Below are 15,838 nucleotides of genomic sequence, written 5' to 3' on the forward strand. Positions count from 1 at the left end.
GCTTACTCCTTGTACGGGTCGGTAATGCCGAGTTTTGCGAGGATCTCCGTTTCCAGGCCCTCCATCTCGGCCGCTTCCTCGTCATCCATGTGATCGTAGCCCTGCGCATGCAGCACGCCGTGCACGATCAGGTGGGCCGTGTGCTCTTCCACGCTTTTCTTTTGTTCCGCCGCTTCCTTTTCCAGCACGTCCGTGCACAGGATGATGTCGGCGCGCGTCGGCTCGTCGTCGCTTAACTCTTCGCCTTCGTTGTAGGCAAACGTCAGCACATTGGTGGCGTAATCTTTTTCGCGGTAGTCGCGGTTCAAGGTACGGCCTTCTTCCGCGTCGACGAAGCGGATGGTCAATTCGGCGGGCGCGAACAGGGCCGCTTTGACCCAGCGGCGCACTTTGGGCCGCGTGATCAGGGTTTCCAGGCGGGCGTCCGGGTATTGCACGGACAAGGACAGTTTATTTTTTTCGGACATTTTTGGCGGCAGCTGGTGTCAATAAGGGAAGTAACTGGGCGGCGCTGGCGCCGGCCGCTTGCGCCGTTTCATACGCATCGACGATGCGCGCGACGAGCGGGTGGCGCACCACGTCGCTGCTGTTAAATTGTGTGAAGCCGATGCCGCGTACGTCTTTCAACACGTGCACGGCGTCGATCAGGCCGCTCGTCTGGCTCTTGTGCAGGTCGACTTGCGTCACGTCGCCCGTCACCACGGCCTTGCTGCCAAAGCCGATGCGCGTCAAAAACATCTTCATCTGTTCGACGGTGGTGTTTTGCGCTTCATCGAGGATGACGAAGGCGTGGTTCAGGGTGCGTCCGCGCATGTAGGCCAGCGGGGCGATCTCGATCACCTGTTTTTCAAACAGCTTTTGTGTGCGGTCAAAACCCAGCAAATCGTACAGCGCGTCGTACAGGGGCCGCAGATACGGGTCGACCTTTTGCGCCAGGTCGCCCGGCAAAAAGCCCAGGCGCTCGCCCGCTTCGACGGCGGGGCGCGTCAGGATGATGCGCTTGACGGCGTCGCGTTCGAGCGCGTCGACGGCGCAGGCGACGGCCAGATAGGTTTTGCCGGTGCCGGCCGGACCCACGCCGAAGCTGATGTCGTGTTCGAGGATGTCGCGCAGGTAGGCGATCTGGTGCGGCGTGCGCCCGCGCAGGTCGCTGCGCCGCGTTTTCAGCACGGGGCTGGCGATGTCCGGCTCGACGAAGGTGCTGGCAGGCGCGTTGACGTGGTGTTCCGAAGCGGCGGACAGTCCCGCGCGCTGCTCCACCAGGGCCAGCTGCACTTCTTCCAGCGGCACGACCTTGTTGGCGATGGCGTAGAACTGGTCGAGGATTTCCACGGCCCGTTCGGCATTGCTGCCGCCGACGATGAATTTCTCGCCGCGGCGGAAGATCGTCACGTCGAGGGCGGCGGAAATCTGGCGCAGGTTTTCATCGAGCGGCCCGCACAGGTGCGCCAGGCGCGTGTTGTCCAGCGGCTCGGGGATGAAGTAATGCGGCTGTATCGGGGCTTTGGTTTTCAACTGGCTCTTTTCAATGCGGAAGCGCCGGCGACGAGTTCGCCGCGCAGGGTGTAGGAATGGCTTTCGGTGATGCGCACGTCGACCAGCTGGCCGATCAGGTGCAAGCCGTCCGGGCCGGCGTCGAAATTGACGACGCGGTTGTTTTCCGTGCGGCCTTGCAGTTCACTGTCATCGGTGTCCTTCTTCGAACGGCCTTCGACGAGGATGGTTTGCACGCTGCCCACCATGGCCAGGCTGTATTTGCGCGTGTTGGCGTCGATGGCCGCCTGTAGCTGCTGCAAACGGGCCAGCTTGACTTCATGCGGCGTATCGTCTGCCAGGCTGGCAGCCGGCGTGCCGGGACGCTTGCTGAAGATGAAGCTGTAGCTGTTGTCAAAGCCCACGTCGGCGATCAGTTTCATCATGGCGTCGAAGTCGGCCTGCGTCTCGCCGGGGAAGCCGACGATGAAGTCGGACGAAATGGCCATGTTCGGGCGCACGGCGCGGATGCGGCGGATGATGGACTTGTATTCGAGGCCCGTGTAGCCGCGTTTCATGGCGCCCAGGATCTTGTCGGAACCGTGCTGCGCCGGCAGGTACAGATGGTCGACCAGCTGCGGGATCTTCGCATAGGCGTCGATCAGGCGCTGCGTGAATTCCTTCGGGTGGCTGGTGACGAAGCGCATGCGCGCGATGCCGGGAATGTCGGCCACGTATTCGAGCAGCAGGGCGAAGTCGGCAATGTCTCCGCCTTCCATCACGCCACGGTAGGCGTTCACGTTCTGCCCCAGCAGGGTGATTTCCTTGACGCCCTGGGCGGCCAGGCCCGCCACTTCCGTCAGCACGTCTTCGAAGCGGCGCGACACTTCCTCGCCGCGCGTGTAGGGCACGACGCAATAGCTGCAATATTTGCTGCAGCCTTCCATGATGGAAACAAACGCCGACGCGCCGTCCACCTTGGCCGGCGGCATGTGGTCGAACTTTTCGATTTCCGGGAAGCTGATGTCGACCTGCGAAGCGCCGCTGGAGCGGCGCAACTCGATCATTTGCGGCAGGCGGTGCAGGGTTTGCGGGCCGAAGACCATGTCGACATATGGCGCGCGCTTGACGATGGCGTCGCCTTCCTGCGAGGCCACGCAGCCGCCCACGCCGATCAGCAGGTGCGGCTTGGCCAGTTTCAGCTCGCGCAGACGGCCCAGGTCGGAAAACACTTTTTCCTGCGCCTTTTCGCGCACGGAGCAAGTGTTGAGCAGGATCACATCGGCATCTTCCGGCGTGTCGGTGCGCACCAGGCCGTCGGAAGCGCCCAGCACGTCGGCCATCTTGTCCGAGTCGTACTCGTTCATCTGGCAGCCGAAGGTTTTAATGAATACTTTTTTCTGCATGGAGTCGGATGCTTATCGGTAAATGTGGCGGCAAACAAGTGGGACAAATAAGTGTGGCGGCAAGTAAGCCGGGCAGGGAGCTTGCGCCGTGCGCCGCTCGGGGCGGGAGGCGCTGGATCACCGGCCGGGCGCCTCTGGCTGCCCGCTGGCAGGCTCGCTGCAAGTTCAGGCCATAGTTTAGCGTAAATCGCCGGGACGGGCCATGTTGTGCTGAGCATGCCGACAAGATTGCAGCGTGAATACGGCGCCCGGCACGGCGATGCCGTAAAGCATTTATTGCCGTGCGACACCATTGATTTGTAACAAGTTGCTGCAAAGCCTTGTGTGCGGCCGCTGGCATCCTAATGTGTTGAAATAGCATCGTTGGCAAGCCAACTAGCAGCTTGATTGATATTTAACAATCAGGAAGTTTGCGCGAGGCGCAGATGCCGCCTGTTTGGACTAGTATATTGCTTTATATGCAATTCATTTCGGTGGGTTGCAGTGCATTTACTCACGCGGCAAGCTGCGCACGTTGGCTGTGCGAGTCCTGTGCAGGCAGTGCGACAAGGAGGGAAGGCGGAGGGGAGGCTGAGTCCGATGGAAAGACGTTTATTTAAACACTCTAAGCCAGCCTTAAGTTCGTATCTGCATTCTTTGAACATTCACTAGACGAGGAAAAATCATGGCACATCATGCATTAGCATCGCAAGAGAGTTACAACCCGAATCACCTGCTGGATATTCTGCTGAGCAAGATGCAGCTGAAAAACGACGCAGCCCTGTCGCGCTTGCTCGAAGTGGCGCCACCCGTCATCAGCAAGATCCGCCATCACCGCTTGCCGGTCGGCGCCTCGTTGCTGATCCGCATGCACGAAGTGACGGGCATGAGCATCCGTGACCTGCGCGATTTGATGGGCGACCGCCGCACCAAATATCGTCTGTCCGACGCCCAGGGCCGTCCAAAAGCGGAAGACCGCGGCGATGCGCAAGAATCGAATTACGCGCACTGATGTGGCGGTTGCACGCTGACTGTGCCGCTTGCGTCACTGCTGGCGGCAACAGGCTGGTGTGGACCGGGCAGCATGGATACACCGCAGTACCCATAACGGCTTTCGCTTCGCGGCGAGAGCCGTTGGCATGTGGCGCGGCGTTTAGCTCAGCAGTGCCGAGGTAATTTCGTCGTAGCGCAACTCCGTTTCGCGGAACAGTTGCAGATACGTCTCTTCGCTCAGGCCCAGCGCATCCCAGGCCACCGGCGAGACGCGCGGCACCATGTCGTCGCCCGCCTGCGCCAGGTCCAGCGCGCACACAATCGCATTGGCAACGTGGATCAGCGCTGCCAGGAAACCTGCGCCCGGCGTTTCCGGCTGCAGGTAGTTGGCCAGCGCCAGGCGCATGGTGTCGGAAAAATTCCAGTGTTCGGCCAGTGCCACGCCCGCCTGCACATGGTCCACGCCCAGCACGGCCTGCTCCGCTTCGAGCAGGCTGCAATCGTGCGCTGCCTGGTACACGATGACTTGCGCGTAGTGTGCGGGAAAGCTGCTGACCAGCACCAGGCGACCGATATTATGCAGCAAGCCGGCCGTGAAGGCGTAATCCTGGTTGAAGCGGATCTGCCGCGCCAGCACCTTGGCGCAGCCGGCCGTCGCTACCGAATGGCGCCAGAAGGCCTTGTCGTCGAAGCCGGGGCAGCGCCCTTCCGGGAAGCAACCCGTGATGGCGGCCGAGGTGATCAGGCTGCGCGTGGTCTGGAAACCCAGGTAGGTGATCGCCTGCTGGATGGTGGTGGCCTTGACCTGCAAGCCATATTGCGAGGAGTTGGCCAGGCGCAGGGTTTTTGCCGTCAGCGCCTGGTCGTAGGAGACTTTTTTCGCCAGCACGGAAATATCGACGTCTTCCTGGTCGATGCTATTCAACAGTTCCATGACGACGGCAGGCAAGGAAGGCAGGTCATCGAGGTGGGCGACGATATCGTCGAGCGTCAGCTGGGTGCTCATGCTGGCTCTCCCGTACCCAGGCGGTATTGCGTGACATAGTTGCGCAGCAAGGTCGTGGCGGTGTCCTCGGGATCGTCCGGATCATGCTTGCGGAACAGGTAGGCCAGCCGCGCGCTATCGGCCGCCTGCTGCGCGGCCACTTCCTCTGGCGAAGGGGGCGGCGCCTGGATCGGCAGCATGGCGATGCCGTGGCGCGGCATCAGGGACAGCATGTTTTCCGTCAGTACCGCGCCTTGCGGCAACAGCACTTGTCCATGCGCGTCGAGCAAGACATCCGACAAGACCATGCCAGGACGCACTTGTTCCAGGGGTAGATGTTGATGTATGACCGCCATGACGACTCCTTAGATGATTGCGGGATATTACCATTGCCATGACGCAATGTCTCAACCTGTATCAATGCCCTGTCGAAAACGGGGTCGCTGTAAATCTTGCCAATCAGCATGTCATACCGTACATTTGATACAGGCAGTTGCATTGCTGACGTATCTGCGCCCGCGCCGCGGGCCGGCGGCTGGCCTGGCCCGGGGAGTGTTGATCGATGGTGAGTATCCAAGTCCGGCTGACCCTGCTTTTTGTCGTGATCGTCACCCTGGTGCTGGGCATTTCTGGCAGCTATACCCAATATACACTGAGCCAGGAACTTGAATCGGGCAGCGCGCGCCTGCGCAGCGGCGTGCTCACGCGCTTGCAGACCAGCTTGCCTTCGGCCCTGTGGGATCTCGACAAATCCAAGGTCGACAGCATTGTCGCTGCCGAAATGCTGCCGCCGGAACTGGTCGGCATCCGCGTCTACGACGCTTCCGTGGGCCTGTTCGCCGGTGAAGTGCGCGACGCGGCCGGCACCCTGGTGCCTTTGACCTCCGACGTGGCCATGGGCGGCACGCCCGTTGAGGCGCCGCTGGTGTTCCGCGACGCCGTGGCCCTGGCCTCCGGCGGCAAGCCGGTGATCGTCGGCAAGGTCATCGTCAATTTCAGCCGCGCGCAGATCGATGCGGCCCTGCGCGGCGAAGTGTGGCGCAAGGTACTGGAAGTATTACTGCTTGACATCATCCTGGTGGGCGCCCTGGCGCTGAGCCTGCGCATCGTCTTCGATCCCTTGAAACAGTTGCGCGACGGCTTGATCGACCTGGCCACGCGCGGCAGCGACGAGGTCGAAGAATTGCCGGAAAACCGGCGCGACGAACTGGGCGACGTGATCCGCGGCTTCAATGCCGTGCAGCGCAAGCTCAAGTCCATCATCGAGGGCAGCCGCGAGGCGGAAGACATGGCGCGTCGTTCGCAGCAGGAGACGGCGCAGGCGATGGACGAGCTGCGCCGCGCGCAGGAATCGTTGCTGCAGTCGGAGCGCCTGGCTTCGCTGGGCAGCCTGGTCGCCGGCGTGGCGCATGAAATCAATACGCCGGTCGGCATTGCGCTGACCAGTGCCTCGGTGCTGAAGGAAGCCACCGATCACATCAGCGCAGCGGTGGCCGGCGGCAGCGTGAAGAAAACCGATATCGTGCGCTACCTGGAAACGGCCGGCGAGAGCGCGCGGCTGATCATGAACAACGCGTATCGCGCCGCGCACCTGATCCACAGCTTCAAGCAGATCGCCGTCGACCAGGTCAGCGAGGCGCGCCGCTTGTTCGAATTGCGCGACTATATCGGGGAAGTGATCTCGAGCCTGCAGCCGACCCTGAAAAAGACGCGCATCCGCATCGAAATCGATTGCCCGCCTGACATCATGCTCGACAGCTATCCGGGTGCGCTGGCGCAGGTGCTGACCAACCTGGTCTTGAACTGTGTCGAGCATGCCTTCGATGCGGACACGGCCGGCAACATCCATATCGGCGTGCGCCGCGACGGCGAGTGGATCGCCATGCAGGTGCGCGATAACGGCCGCGGCATCGCGCCCGACATGCTTGACCGCGTGTTTGACCCGTTTGTCACCACGCGGCGGGGGCAGGGCGGCACGGGCCTGGGCTTGAATATCGTGTTCAACTTGATTGCCAAGCAGTTTGGCGGCACCATCACGGTCAGCAGCACGCTGGGACAGGGCGCAACATTCCTGCTGCGCCTGCCCACGGTGACGCCGTTGCCGGACAGCACCAGCAGCCCGGCATAGGCAAGGAGAACAGACATGGCACAGCCAGAAAACAGTCAGCAAGTGGCGCTTTTGCGCGGGATCAATGTGGGCCGCGCCAAGCGCGTGGCCATGGCCGACCTGCGCAAGCTGCTGGGCGACCTGGGTTTTGCGCAGGTACGCACAGTACTCAACAGCGGCAACGTCGTGTATGAGGGGGGCGCGGTGGCGCCGGCCGAGGCCGCTGCCCGCATCGAGGAAGCGCTGGTGCTGAAACTGGGCGTCGCGGCCCGGGTGACGGTGCTGTCGGCTGGCCAGTTTGCCGAACTGATCGAACAAAACACCCTGGCGCCGGCGGCCGATGCGGCCCGTCTGCTGACCTTGGTGCTGAACAATCCGGCCGACGTGCAGCGCCTGGCGCCGCTCTTGCAGCGGCCGTGGCAGCCGGAAGCGCTGGCGCTGGGGCAATGGGCAGCGTATGCCTGGTGTCCCGATGGCGTGCTGGCCAGCAAGGTGGTGGCGGCGCTGGGCGTGCTGCTGGGCGATGGCGTCACCTCGCGCAACTGGGCCACCATGCAAAAATTACATGCGCTGCTGAACGGGCCCGAGGCGGTAGCCACCTCAGCCAAGGAGCACTGATGCCGGCCATCGAGACGCCATGAACTGGGATATCGTCAAGGGCGTGCTGATCCTGCTGCTCGCCGTCAGCGCCCTGGGCACGGCCTTCGTGCTCATGTCCGCCTCGGGCCCTGACAAGGCGGGCTGCATCGCGCGCGCCCTGAAGTCGGGTATTCCGGTGGGCAATATCGAAAGGGTGTGCCGCTTGCTGGACAAGTAAAAAAAATTCCGCGCAAGGCGGAATTTTTTTAATGCAAGGGCATCCGCCGCCGAAGTAAAGTCAGCCATCGAATTTTTCCTGTTTTTCACCGTGCATGCTCAAGGCCAGCAAACCCAGTCCCACCAGCAACATCGAGACCATGCTCGCTTCGGGCACGGGCGGCGGCACGTTCGGCTGTTGTACGGCAGGCGTGGCGGCGGCGGTGGTGGGGGGCGCCAGTGCGCTTTGGCGCGTACCGGCGTTGAGCCAGCGAGGGGTCGCATTGTGCGTCGAGTGCTGCGTCAGCAGGCGTGCATACGGCAAGTCCGGCGTTTCCCAGGCGGGATAGTCCGTCATGTTGTTGAAAGCGAGACTGTCGTCGCTCACGGCAGGCGCGCTGGCGGCCACATTGCCGGCATACGCCGACAGCGCCAGCACGGCCACGCATAGCGGCTGAAAGATCTTCATCGTTGACTCCCTGGTTCACCGTGCGGCGTGGCCGAAACCGGCCTGCGCCTGGACGGAAAATGCGCCTGTACGGGGGCGTATCACAATTTTTCTGATGAGGTCTTATTACAGCACAAGTCGTGGCAATTTTGCTACGTATATTTGCTTTAAATTACGAATATTTATCATTTTGATAGCATGATGGCTATCGCTGCCGCACACTTGGCATGAGCACGCTATCACTGAAAAATACTGTTGTTTTTTTGTACGAATCGCCAGCAGGAAAACAATATATTGATTAGTATATTGTTTATCGCATGATGATGAATATGACCGCCTGTGGGAGGGCAAGATGGAGACAGTTACACCACAACACGCCGAGTACAACCTCGACGCCATGCGTGGCTCGGCCTATAAGGCCAGCTCGCTGCTCAAGGCCATGGGCAATGCCGACCGTTTGATGCTGCTGTGCCAGCTATCGCAGGGCGAACATTGCGTCAGCGACCTCGAACAAAAAGTGGGCATCGGCCAGCCGACCCTGTCGCAGCAACTGGGCGTGCTGCGCGAAGAGATGCTGGTGGCCACGCGGCGCGATGGCAAGCAGATTTATTATCGCGTCGCCAGCGCGCCCGTGCTGGCCGTGCTGCAAGTGCTGTACGCGCAGTTCTGTGCGCCGCGTCTGCCGTTCAACGACGAAGCGGACTGAGGCCGACCATGACTATTGCTTGGCAGCACTTCACACCGTGGGCCTCGCTGGCGGGCGGCATGCTGATCGGCCTGGCGGCTGCGCTATTGATCCTGTTCAATGGGCGCATCGCCGGCATCAGCGGCATCCTCGGCGGCTTGCTGCGCCCGCGCCAGGGCGACCTGGGCTGGCGCATCGCCTTTCTTGCCGGCCTGGTCGGCACGCCCCTGCTGTATTCGCAGTGGCAAGCCTTGCCGCCCGTGCAGATCGAGGCGGGCACGTTGGCCCTGACCGTGGCGGGCTTGCTGGTGGGCGTGGGCGTGCGCTATGGCGCCGGCTGCACCAGCGGCCACGGCGTGTGCGGCCTGTCGCGCCTGTCACCGCGTTCGCTGGCGGCCACTTGTGTCTTCATGGCGGCCGGTTTCCTCACCGTCTATCTGTTGCGCCACCTATGAGTAAACTACTCCTTTCCCTGTTGAGCGGCCTCGTCTTTGGCCTGGGCCTGATCGTCTCCGGCATGAGCAACCCGGCCAAGGTGCTCGGGTTCCTCGACCTGGCCGGCGCCTGGGATCCGTCCCTGGCGCTGGTGATGGGCGGCGCCATCGCCGTGGCCATGCCCGCCTTCTGGCTGGCAGGACGGCGCAGCACGGCGCTGTTGGGCGAACCCATGCAATTGCCGGCGTCGCGGCGCATCGACCGGCGCTTGCTGCTGGGCAGCCTGGCCTTTGGCGCAGGCTGGGGCATCGCCGGTTTCTGTCCCGGTCCCGCCCTCGTCTCCCTGCTGGCGGGCCAGCCGAAGGCCTGGCTGTTTGTCGGTGCGATGCTGGCCGGCATGCTTCTGTTTGAAGTGCTGGAGCGCCGCAAGCTACCCGCGCCGGCCTGAGACGGTACAATCTGGCGCATCGCCACTTTGGATACCGCTTACATGACAACCGTGATTTTCCGCGTCGGCGCGCGCGCCGCCCTGCTGTGCAGCGTGCTGGCATTGGCCGCCTGCGGCAGCTTGCTGAAGAAGGAAGCCCCGCCCGCTCCCGCACCCGCGGCCGACACCTTTCCCAATCCGCAAGTGTTGCTGCTGGGGGAAGTGCATGACAATGCACAAGGCCAGCGCTTGCGCGTCGCCGAGTTGCAGCGCCGCCTGGCGGCCGGCTGGCGTCCCGTGATTGTCATGGAACAATTCGACCGCGAAAACCAGGCCTTGCTGACGCGCGCCGCGCGCGATTGCGCCGACCCCGATTGCATCATCCGCGTGATGGAACAGCCGCGCTGGGACTGGAGCTTGTACCGGCCCGTGCTGGACCTCGTCATCAGCTATCAATTGTCCCTGGTCGCCGGCAATCTGTCGCCGGCCGATGCCTCGCGCATCGTGCGCGACGGCATCCAGTGGTCGATGCCGCCCGCCATGGTGGCCACCTACCTGGCCGCGCCCGTGCCGGCCGATATTCTGGAAGGGCAACAGAAGGAAGTGCAGGCGGCCCGCTGCAATATGCTGCCTGAGATGATGATCAAGGGCGTCGTCAACGCCCAGGTGGCGCGCGATATCTGGATGGCCAAGCTGATCCGTGACCAGGCGCCGCGCGACGTGGTGCTGATCGCCGGCAATGACCATGTGCGCAAGGATATCGGCGTGCCCCGCTGGCTGAAGCTGGCTGACCCGCAACTGAACCTGCGCAGCATCGGCTACCTGGAGCAGGGCGGCAGCGGCTACAAGGGGACGTTCGACCTGACGCAAACGATGCCGGCGCAGCCGCGCCCGGACCCGTGCGCCAAGTTCAAGAAATAAGGTTCAAGAAATAAGCCTACTGCTGCACCCGCACCAGGGCGCTGACCCGGCTTGCCGTATCGAGCAGTTTCGGCAAGCTGTGTTCCAGCAAATGCGCCACGGATGGCCCCGCCGTCTGGCCGCTGACATTGATCCCCGCCACCACCTTGCCGGCCCGGTCGAACACGGGGGCGGCCAGGGCGATCAAGCCCTGTTCCAGCTCTTCCTGCACCAGGCACCAGCCCTGGCGCCGCACTTGCGCAATCTCTTCCATCAAGATCTCGATATCGACCTTGGTCGCCGGCGTGACTTTCAGCAGCGCCATTGTCGACAGCCGTTCGCGCAGCACCTCGGGCGCCAGGCCCGACAGCAAGACACGTCCCATCGAGGTGCAGTAGGCGGGCAGGCGGCTGCCGATGCCCAGGTTGATCGACATGGTGCGGTGCGCTGACAGGCGCACGACATACACGATGTCGTCGCCGTCGAGCACGGTGGCCGAGCACGACTGGCGCAAGGTCTGCATCAATTCTTCCAGCAGCGGCTGCGCCTGCGTCCACACGGGCAAGGACGACAGATAGGCGTAGCCGAGGTCGAGCACCTTGGGCGTCAGGCGGAACAGCCGTCCATCCGCTTCCACATAACCGAGATGCAGCAAGGTGTGCAGGATGCGCCGCGCGCCCGCGCGCGTCAGCTGCGCCCGCTCCGCCACTTCGCTCAGGGTCTGCTGCGGCGCCTGCGCGCCAAAGCTGCGCAGCACGGCCAGGCCCCGCGCGAACGATTGCACATAGCTGTCGCCGGGACGGGGGGCGCCGTCGGTATCCAGGCTTGCTTCGGCGGAAAGGGGCGTGCTGCGGCGGTCGGTCATGGCAATTCCAATGGGGCAAGGTGGCAATTATAGCCATGGAGGTGGTGAAAACGGCAAATTGACAAGCGCGCCGATCAGGCATATTCTCACGAATAAGTTCTAAATGCGAATATTTGTTCGTTATGCGAACAAATGAATTGTAGGTTTGATTTGGAGGAGACAGCAATGATCGACAAACTGCGTTCCAGCGTGCTTGATGCGCTGGCCGATATCCACGATGGCGCCACCGTCATGATTGGCGGCTTCGGCGGCGCGGGCCAGCCGGCCGAGCTGATCGACGGCTTGATCGCCCAGGGCGCGCGCGACCTCGTCATCGTCAACAACAATGCGGGCAATGGCGACACGGGCCTGGCCGCCCTGCTGAAAAACGGGCAGGTGCGCAAGATCATCTGCTCGTTTCCGCGCCAGGCCGATTCCCACGTCTTCGACGCGCTGTACCGCGCGGGCAAGCTGGAGCTGGAATTGGTGCCGCAGGGCAATCTGGCCGAGCGCATCCGCGCCGCCGGCGCCGGCATCGGCGGCTTTTTCACGCCCACGGGCTATGGCACGGACTTGGCCAAGGGCAAGGAAACACGCGAGATCGATGGCCGCATGTATGTGTTCGAGTCACCGATCCACGCCGATTTCGCGCTGATCAAGGCGGAGCAGGGCGACCGCTGGGGTAACCTGACCTACCGCAAGACGGCGCGCAACTTCGGCCCGATCATGGCCATGGCCGCGACAGTCAGCATTGCTTCCGTGCACGAGGTGCTTGACTTGGGCAGCATCGACCCCGAACACGTCATCACGCCGGGCCTGTTCGTGCAGCGCATCGTGCAAGTGCCGCGCACGGCCACCGGCCCCGCCGGCTTCAAAGCTGCCTGAGGAGTATCAAGTGAATAAATGGAATCGAGATCAAATGGCGGCCAGGGTGGCGGCCGACATCCATGAAGGTAGTGTCGTCAACCTGGGCATCGGCTTGCCGACCCTGGTGGCGAACCACTTGCCGGCCGGCGCGGACATCATCCTGCACAGCGAAAACGGCGTGATCGGCATGGGCCCCGCGCCGGTGCCGGGCGAGGAAGACTACGACCTGATCAATGCAGGCAAGCAGCCCGTCACCTTGCTGCCCGGCGGCAGCTATTTTCACCATGCCGACAGCTTCGCCATGATGCGCGGCGGCCATCTGGACATCTGCGTGCTGGGGGCGTTTCAAGTCTCTGCCACGGGCGACCTGGCCAACTGGCACACGGGCGCTCCGGACGCCATTCCCGCCGTGGGCGGGGCCATGGACCTGGCCATCGGCGCGAAAAAAACCTGGGTCATGATGGAATTGCTGACCAAGACGGGTGAAAGCAAGCTGGTGCAGGCGTGCACCTATCCGCTCACGGGCATCGCTTGCGTCAGCCGCATCTACAGCGACCTGGCCGTGCTCGATCTGGGACCAAACGGCGCCACGGTGGTCGAACTGGCCGATGGCTTGAGCTTTGAACAGCTGCAAGCGTTGACGGCCGTACCGCTGACGGATGCCCGCTAATTCAACATCAAACAACTTTCTTGGAGGAAAGAACATGACCCACGCATACATTTGCGACGCCCAGCGCACGCCCTTTGGCCGCTACGGCGGCAGCCTGTCCGGCGTGCGCGCCGACGACCTGGGCGCCGTGCCCATCCGTGCCTTGATGGCGCGCAATCCGAACGTGGACTGGAGCGCCGTTACCGACGTGCTGTACGGCTGCGCCAACCAGGCGGGCGAAGACAACCGCAATGTGGCGCGCATGGCGGCCCTGCTGGCCGGCTTGCCCGACAGCGTGCCGGGCGCCACCCTGAACCGTTTGTGCGGCTCGGGTCTGGACGCCATTGGCAGCGCCGCGCGCTTCATCAAGAGCGGCGAAGCGGGATTGATGATTGCCGGCGGCGTGGAAAGCATGAGCCGTGCACCGTTTGTCATGGGCAAGGCGGACAGCGCCTTTGCGCGCGGCATGAAAATGGAAGACACGACCATCGGCTGGCGCTTCATCAACCCCTTGATGAAGGCGCAGTACGGCGTCGATTCGATGCCGGAAACGGCGGAAAACGTGGCCAGCGATTTTGGCATCAGCCGCGCGGACCAGGATGCGTTCGCCCTGGCCAGCCAGGTCAAGGCGCTGGCAGCGCAGCAGGCGGGCATGTTCGACAGCGAAATCTGTCCCGTCAGCATCGCGCAAAAGAAAGGCGAGGCCATCGTCGTTTCCCGCGACGAGCATCCACGCGCCACCACGCTGGACACCCTGGCCAAATTGAAACCCGTCGTGCGCGCCGATGGCACGATCACGGCCGGCAACGCATCCGGCGTCAACGATGGCGCGGCGGCGCTGCTGCTGGCCGACGAGGCGAACGCGGCCCGTTTTGGCCTGACGCCGCGCGCCCGCGTCGTGGCCATGGCGACGGCCGGCGTGGCGCCGCGCATCATGGGCATCGGCCCTGCGCCCGCCACCCTGAAAGTGCTGGCCATGACGGGTTTGAGCCTGGCCGACTTCGACGTCATCGAACTGAACGAAGCGTTTGCCGCGCAAGGCCTGGCCGTGCTGCGCCAGCTGGGCTTACCCGACGACGATGCGCGCGTCAACCCGAACGGCGGCGCCATCGCCCTCGGCCATCCGCTGGGCGCCTCGGGTGCGCGCCTGGCCATGACGGCTGTCAACCAGCTGCACCGCACGGGCGGGCGTTATGCGCTGTGTACCATGTGCATCGGCGTGGGGCAGGGCATTGCGCTGGTGCTGGAACGCGTCTGACCCTGCTGAAATAAAGTTACCGTAAAATGGGGGACACTGCGGTGTCCCTTTTTCATCACCGCCTTTTTGTCGTGCCGATCAGGAGTCTTCATGTCGTATGTCATTCCCGCAGCCATCCAGCCCAGCGTTCCCGTCACCGGCAGCGTTGACACGTTTCCGGTGCACCGTATCTATTGCGTGGGCCGCAACTATGTCGAGCACGCCAAGGAAATGGGACACACGGGCCGCGAGGCACCGTTTTTCTTCATGAAACCAAACGACGCCGTGCTACCCGTGCCAGTCGGCACGACGGGCGAGTTGCCGTATCCGGCGCAAACGCAGGATTTCCAGCACGAGATGGAACTGGTGGTGGCCATCGGCAAGGGCGGCAGTGATATCGGCGTGGCCGATGCGCTGAGCCATGTCTGGGGTTATGCGCTTGGCCTGGACATGACGCGCCGCGATGTGCAGGGCGCGGCGAAAAAGCAGGGCCGTCCGTGGGAAACGGGCAAGGCGTTCGAGCACTCGGCGCCCATCGGCCCCATCACCCCGGCCGCGCTGGCGGGCGACGTCAGCCATGCTGCCATCACCCTGCACGTGAACGGCGAACTGCGTCAAAGCAGCAGCGTCGACATGCTGATCTGGAACGTGGCCGAAACCATCGCCGACCTGTCGACCTATTTCAGCTTGCAGCCCGGCGACCTGATCTACACGGGCACGCCGGCCGGCGTGGCGGCCGTGCAGCGCGGCGACGAACTGCTGGGCGCCATCGATGGCCTGGGCACTTTGCGCGTGAAAGTGGCCTAAGCTGTCAAGGAGACTGGCATGATGAACGACACGTATTCTGTAGCACAACCCACGCGCGCCGAGATCGACACCCTGGCGGGGCCGGCCCTGCTGGAATTTGGCACGGGCTGGTGCGGCCACTGCCGCGCCACCCAGGCGCCGCTGGCCACCGCGTTTGCGCAGCACCCCGGGGTGCCGCATCTCCGCGTCGAAGACGGCCCCGGCCGCGCGCTGGGGCGCCACTTCCGGGTCAAGCTGTGGCCGACCCTGATCTTTTTGAAAGATGGCCAGGAAGTGGCGCGCCTCGTGCGTCCGCTCGATAGCAGTGAAATTGAGCGGAGTTTTGCATTGATTGATGCATAGGTCGTTTTAAACCCAACGGCAGATGCCGGGGTCGGACCCTCAGGGTCCGACCCCAGTCCTTGCTGTTGGGGTTTGCACTGCATCATTTCTTGCCGCACTGCACCACTGCGCGTATGATAAGCCGCTTACAGCAAGATCAACCGCATCCTTCGTGATGCAGCGCGATCATCGCCGGCCCGCTCCACCCGGAGGGGCCGCAGGCAAGGATTCACCACAAATGACCGATGCCGCGATGCCGACGCGCGGGTCTGGTACGGAATGCCTGGCGATACGCCGGGCCTGATACACGTCGCCCATCCCCTGACGCCTTTCCTGCCGTGCCCCGGGTAACCGGATGGCGCACGACCGTTGTTTCTCTAAATCAGCACTGATCACGGCGCGTTGGCGCGCGTTGCCGGTAGTTCGCTACGGCAACAAAAACCGTTGTTTTTTTGTTTGCAAATTGAATAGAAAATGCGC

20 protein-coding genes are annotated in these 15,838 nt (G+C 63.1%); 13 read left to right on the plus strand and 7 right to left on the minus strand.

Translation table 11 applies throughout. The annotated features are described in order from the left end of the window. Positions 1–2: 2 nt before the first annotated feature. From ybeY to miaB, 3 genes are read right to left on the minus strand one after another with little or no spacing between them, the layout of a single operon-like run. Positions 3–467 (minus strand): rRNA maturation RNase YbeY, encoded by a 465-nt coding sequence (ybeY, locus tag CLU93_RS15645; protein ID WP_099762192.1) that lies wholly within the window; start codon positions 465–467, stop codon positions 3–5. After that, positions 451–1,515: a PhoH family protein gene (locus CLU93_RS15650; protein WP_096237787.1), complete on the minus strand. Its 1,065-nt coding sequence runs from the start codon at positions 1,513–1,515 to the stop codon at positions 451–453. Before CLU93_RS15650 ends, ybeY begins: the two co-directional genes overlap by 17 nt. Beyond that, a complete protein-coding gene (miaB, locus tag CLU93_RS15655) occupies positions 1,512–2,879 on the minus strand; it encodes a tRNA (N6-isopentenyl adenosine(37)-C2)-methylthiotransferase MiaB (RefSeq protein WP_099762193.1) in 1,368 nt (455 codons plus the stop codon). The genes CLU93_RS15650 and miaB overlap by 4 nt, the downstream gene beginning before the upstream one ends. A gap of 664 nt (positions 2,880–3,543) precedes the next feature. On the opposite strand from miaB, the gene CLU93_RS15660 reads away from it, so the two are divergent. Continuing rightward, the gene (locus CLU93_RS15660; RefSeq protein ID WP_034746769.1) at positions 3,544–3,870 is read left to right on the plus strand and encodes a hypothetical protein; all 327 of its coding nucleotides are present in this window, start codon (positions 3,544–3,546) and stop codon (positions 3,868–3,870) included. 141 nt (positions 3,871–4,011) lie between these two features. On the opposite strand, the gene CLU93_RS15665 is transcribed toward CLU93_RS15660, so the two are convergent. Together CLU93_RS15665 and CLU93_RS15670 are read right to left on the minus strand one after the other, a co-directional pair. Beyond that, entirely contained in the window at positions 4,012–4,857 is an 846-nt protein-coding gene (locus CLU93_RS15665; RefSeq protein ID WP_071075563.1) for an HDOD domain-containing protein, read from the minus strand. Further along, complete coding sequence (locus tag CLU93_RS15670; protein WP_257224980.1) at positions 4,854–5,192, minus strand: hypothetical protein; 339 nt, start codon at positions 5,190–5,192, stop codon at positions 4,854–4,856. Before CLU93_RS15670 ends, CLU93_RS15665 begins: the two co-directional genes overlap by 4 nt. 206 nt (positions 5,193–5,398) lie before the next feature. Here CLU93_RS15670 and CLU93_RS15675 point away from each other — a divergent pair, with 206 nt between their 5' ends. From CLU93_RS15675 to CLU93_RS15685, 3 genes are read left to right on the plus strand one after another with little or no spacing between them, the layout of a single operon-like run. Next, the gene (locus CLU93_RS15675; protein WP_099762195.1) at positions 5,399–6,964 is read left to right on the plus strand and encodes a sensor histidine kinase; all 1,566 of its coding nucleotides are present in this window, start codon (positions 5,399–5,401) and stop codon (positions 6,962–6,964) included. A 15-nt stretch (positions 6,965–6,979) separates the two neighbouring features. Further along, positions 6,980–7,561 (plus strand): DUF1697 domain-containing protein, encoded by a 582-nt coding sequence (locus tag CLU93_RS15680; protein ID WP_099762196.1) that lies wholly within the window; start codon positions 6,980–6,982, stop codon positions 7,559–7,561. A 19-nt stretch (positions 7,562–7,580) separates the two neighbouring features. Next, the gene (locus CLU93_RS15685; protein ID WP_099762197.1) at positions 7,581–7,760 is read left to right on the plus strand and encodes a hypothetical protein; all 180 of its coding nucleotides are present in this window, start codon (positions 7,581–7,583) and stop codon (positions 7,758–7,760) included. A gap of 60 nt (positions 7,761–7,820) precedes the next feature. Here the strand turns inward: CLU93_RS15685 and CLU93_RS15690 are convergent, their stop codons facing one another. Next, on the minus strand, positions 7,821–8,207 hold the full coding sequence (locus CLU93_RS15690; RefSeq protein ID WP_099762198.1) for a hypothetical protein: 387 nt from the start codon (positions 8,205–8,207) through the stop codon (positions 7,821–7,823). 331 nt (positions 8,208–8,538) lie between these two features. Here CLU93_RS15690 and CLU93_RS15695 point away from each other — a divergent pair, with 331 nt between their 5' ends. From CLU93_RS15695 to CLU93_RS15710, 4 genes are read left to right on the plus strand one after another with little or no spacing between them, the layout of a single operon-like run. After that, on the plus strand, positions 8,539–8,892 hold the full coding sequence (locus tag CLU93_RS15695) for an ArsR/SmtB family transcription factor (protein ID WP_099762199.1): 354 nt from the start codon (positions 8,539–8,541) through the stop codon (positions 8,890–8,892). Positions 8,893–8,900: 8 nt separating this feature from the next. Then, positions 8,901–9,326: a YeeE/YedE family protein gene (locus CLU93_RS15700; RefSeq protein ID WP_099762200.1), complete on the plus strand. Its 426-nt coding sequence runs from the start codon at positions 8,901–8,903 to the stop codon at positions 9,324–9,326. Beyond that, positions 9,323–9,754: a DUF6691 family protein gene (locus tag CLU93_RS15705; protein WP_099762201.1), complete on the plus strand. Its 432-nt coding sequence runs from the start codon at positions 9,323–9,325 to the stop codon at positions 9,752–9,754. The genes CLU93_RS15700 and CLU93_RS15705 overlap by 4 nt, the downstream gene beginning before the upstream one ends. Before the next feature lie 42 nt (positions 9,755–9,796). Next, the gene (locus CLU93_RS15710) at positions 9,797–10,654 is read left to right on the plus strand and encodes a ChaN family lipoprotein (protein WP_099762202.1); all 858 of its coding nucleotides are present in this window, start codon (positions 9,797–9,799) and stop codon (positions 10,652–10,654) included. 16 nt (positions 10,655–10,670) lie between these two features. Here the strand turns inward: CLU93_RS15710 and CLU93_RS15715 are convergent, their stop codons facing one another. After that, positions 10,671–11,498 (minus strand): IclR family transcriptional regulator domain-containing protein, encoded by an 828-nt coding sequence (locus tag CLU93_RS15715; protein ID WP_099762203.1) that lies wholly within the window; start codon positions 11,496–11,498, stop codon positions 10,671–10,673. Positions 11,499–11,663: 165 nt separating this feature from the next. On the opposite strand from CLU93_RS15715, the gene CLU93_RS15720 reads away from it, so the two are divergent. From CLU93_RS15720 to CLU93_RS15740, 5 genes are all read left to right on the plus strand, one after another. Further along, positions 11,664–12,362, plus strand: a complete 699-nt coding sequence (locus tag CLU93_RS15720; protein ID WP_099762204.1) for a 3-oxoacid CoA-transferase subunit A — start codon at positions 11,664–11,666, stop codon at positions 12,360–12,362. 10 nt (positions 12,363–12,372) lie between these two features. After that, positions 12,373–13,014 carry a 3-oxoacid CoA-transferase subunit B gene (locus tag CLU93_RS15725; protein ID WP_257224981.1) on the plus strand — a complete coding sequence of 214 codons (642 nt, stop codon included), beginning with the start codon at positions 12,373–12,375 and terminating at the stop codon, positions 13,012–13,014. 34 nt (positions 13,015–13,048) lie between these two features. Continuing rightward, positions 13,049–14,251, plus strand: a complete 1,203-nt coding sequence (gene pcaF, locus CLU93_RS15730) for a 3-oxoadipyl-CoA thiolase (protein ID WP_099762206.1) — start codon at positions 13,049–13,051, stop codon at positions 14,249–14,251. Between the two features lie 90 nt (positions 14,252–14,341). Continuing rightward, positions 14,342–15,037: a fumarylacetoacetate hydrolase family protein gene (locus CLU93_RS15735; protein WP_099762207.1), complete on the plus strand. Its 696-nt coding sequence runs from the start codon at positions 14,342–14,344 to the stop codon at positions 15,035–15,037. A gap of 21 nt (positions 15,038–15,058) precedes the next feature. Next, positions 15,059–15,379, plus strand: a complete 321-nt coding sequence (locus tag CLU93_RS15740; protein WP_373629879.1) for a thioredoxin family protein — start codon at positions 15,059–15,061, stop codon at positions 15,377–15,379. Positions 15,380–15,838 lie beyond the last annotated feature (459 nt).

Source organism: Janthinobacterium sp. 35 (assembly GCF_002754575.1).
GTDB classification, from domain to species: domain Bacteria; phylum Pseudomonadota; class Gammaproteobacteria; order Burkholderiales; family Burkholderiaceae_D; genus Janthinobacterium; species Janthinobacterium tructae.

Bases quoted from the DNA above. Each gene is read 5' to 3' on its own strand.
- ybeY (WP_099762192.1), bottom strand. From the start codon at position 467: ATGTCCGAAAAAAATAAACTGTCCTTGTCCGTGCAATACCCGGACGCC.
- miaB (WP_099762193.1), bottom strand. From the start codon at position 2,879: ATGCAGAAAAAAGTATTCATTAAAACCTTCGGCTGCCAGATGAACGAG.
- CLU93_RS15660 (WP_034746769.1), top strand. From the start codon at position 3,544: ATGGCACATCATGCATTAGCATCGCAAGAGAGTTACAACCCGAATCAC.
- CLU93_RS15665 (WP_071075563.1), bottom strand. From the start codon at position 4,857: ATGAGCACCCAGCTGACGCTCGACGATATCGTCGCCCACCTCGATGAC.
- CLU93_RS15670 (WP_257224980.1), bottom strand. From the start codon at position 5,192: ATGGCGGTCATACATCAACATCTACCCCTGGAACAAGTGCGTCCTGGC.
- CLU93_RS15675 (WP_099762195.1), top strand. From the start codon at position 5,399: ATGGTGAGTATCCAAGTCCGGCTGACCCTGCTTTTTGTCGTGATCGTC.
- CLU93_RS15680 (WP_099762196.1), top strand. From the start codon at position 6,980: ATGGCACAGCCAGAAAACAGTCAGCAAGTGGCGCTTTTGCGCGGGATC.
- CLU93_RS15685 (WP_099762197.1), top strand. From the start codon at position 7,581: ATGAACTGGGATATCGTCAAGGGCGTGCTGATCCTGCTGCTCGCCGTC.
- CLU93_RS15690 (WP_099762198.1), bottom strand. From the start codon at position 8,207: ATGAAGATCTTTCAGCCGCTATGCGTGGCCGTGCTGGCGCTGTCGGCG.
- CLU93_RS15695 (WP_099762199.1), top strand. From the start codon at position 8,539: ATGGAGACAGTTACACCACAACACGCCGAGTACAACCTCGACGCCATG.
- CLU93_RS15700 (WP_099762200.1), top strand. From the start codon at position 8,901: ATGACTATTGCTTGGCAGCACTTCACACCGTGGGCCTCGCTGGCGGGC.
- CLU93_RS15705 (WP_099762201.1), top strand. From the start codon at position 9,323: ATGAGTAAACTACTCCTTTCCCTGTTGAGCGGCCTCGTCTTTGGCCTG.
- CLU93_RS15710 (WP_099762202.1), top strand. From the start codon at position 9,797: ATGACAACCGTGATTTTCCGCGTCGGCGCGCGCGCCGCCCTGCTGTGC.
- CLU93_RS15715 (WP_099762203.1), bottom strand. From the start codon at position 11,498: ATGACCGACCGCCGCAGCACGCCCCTTTCCGCCGAAGCAAGCCTGGAT.
- CLU93_RS15720 (WP_099762204.1), top strand. From the start codon at position 11,664: ATGATCGACAAACTGCGTTCCAGCGTGCTTGATGCGCTGGCCGATATC.
- pcaF (WP_099762206.1), top strand. From the start codon at position 13,049: ATGACCCACGCATACATTTGCGACGCCCAGCGCACGCCCTTTGGCCGC.
- CLU93_RS15735 (WP_099762207.1), top strand. From the start codon at position 14,342: ATGTCGTATGTCATTCCCGCAGCCATCCAGCCCAGCGTTCCCGTCACC.
- CLU93_RS15740 (WP_373629879.1), top strand. From the start codon at position 15,059: ATGAACGACACGTATTCTGTAGCACAACCCACGCGCGCCGAGATCGAC.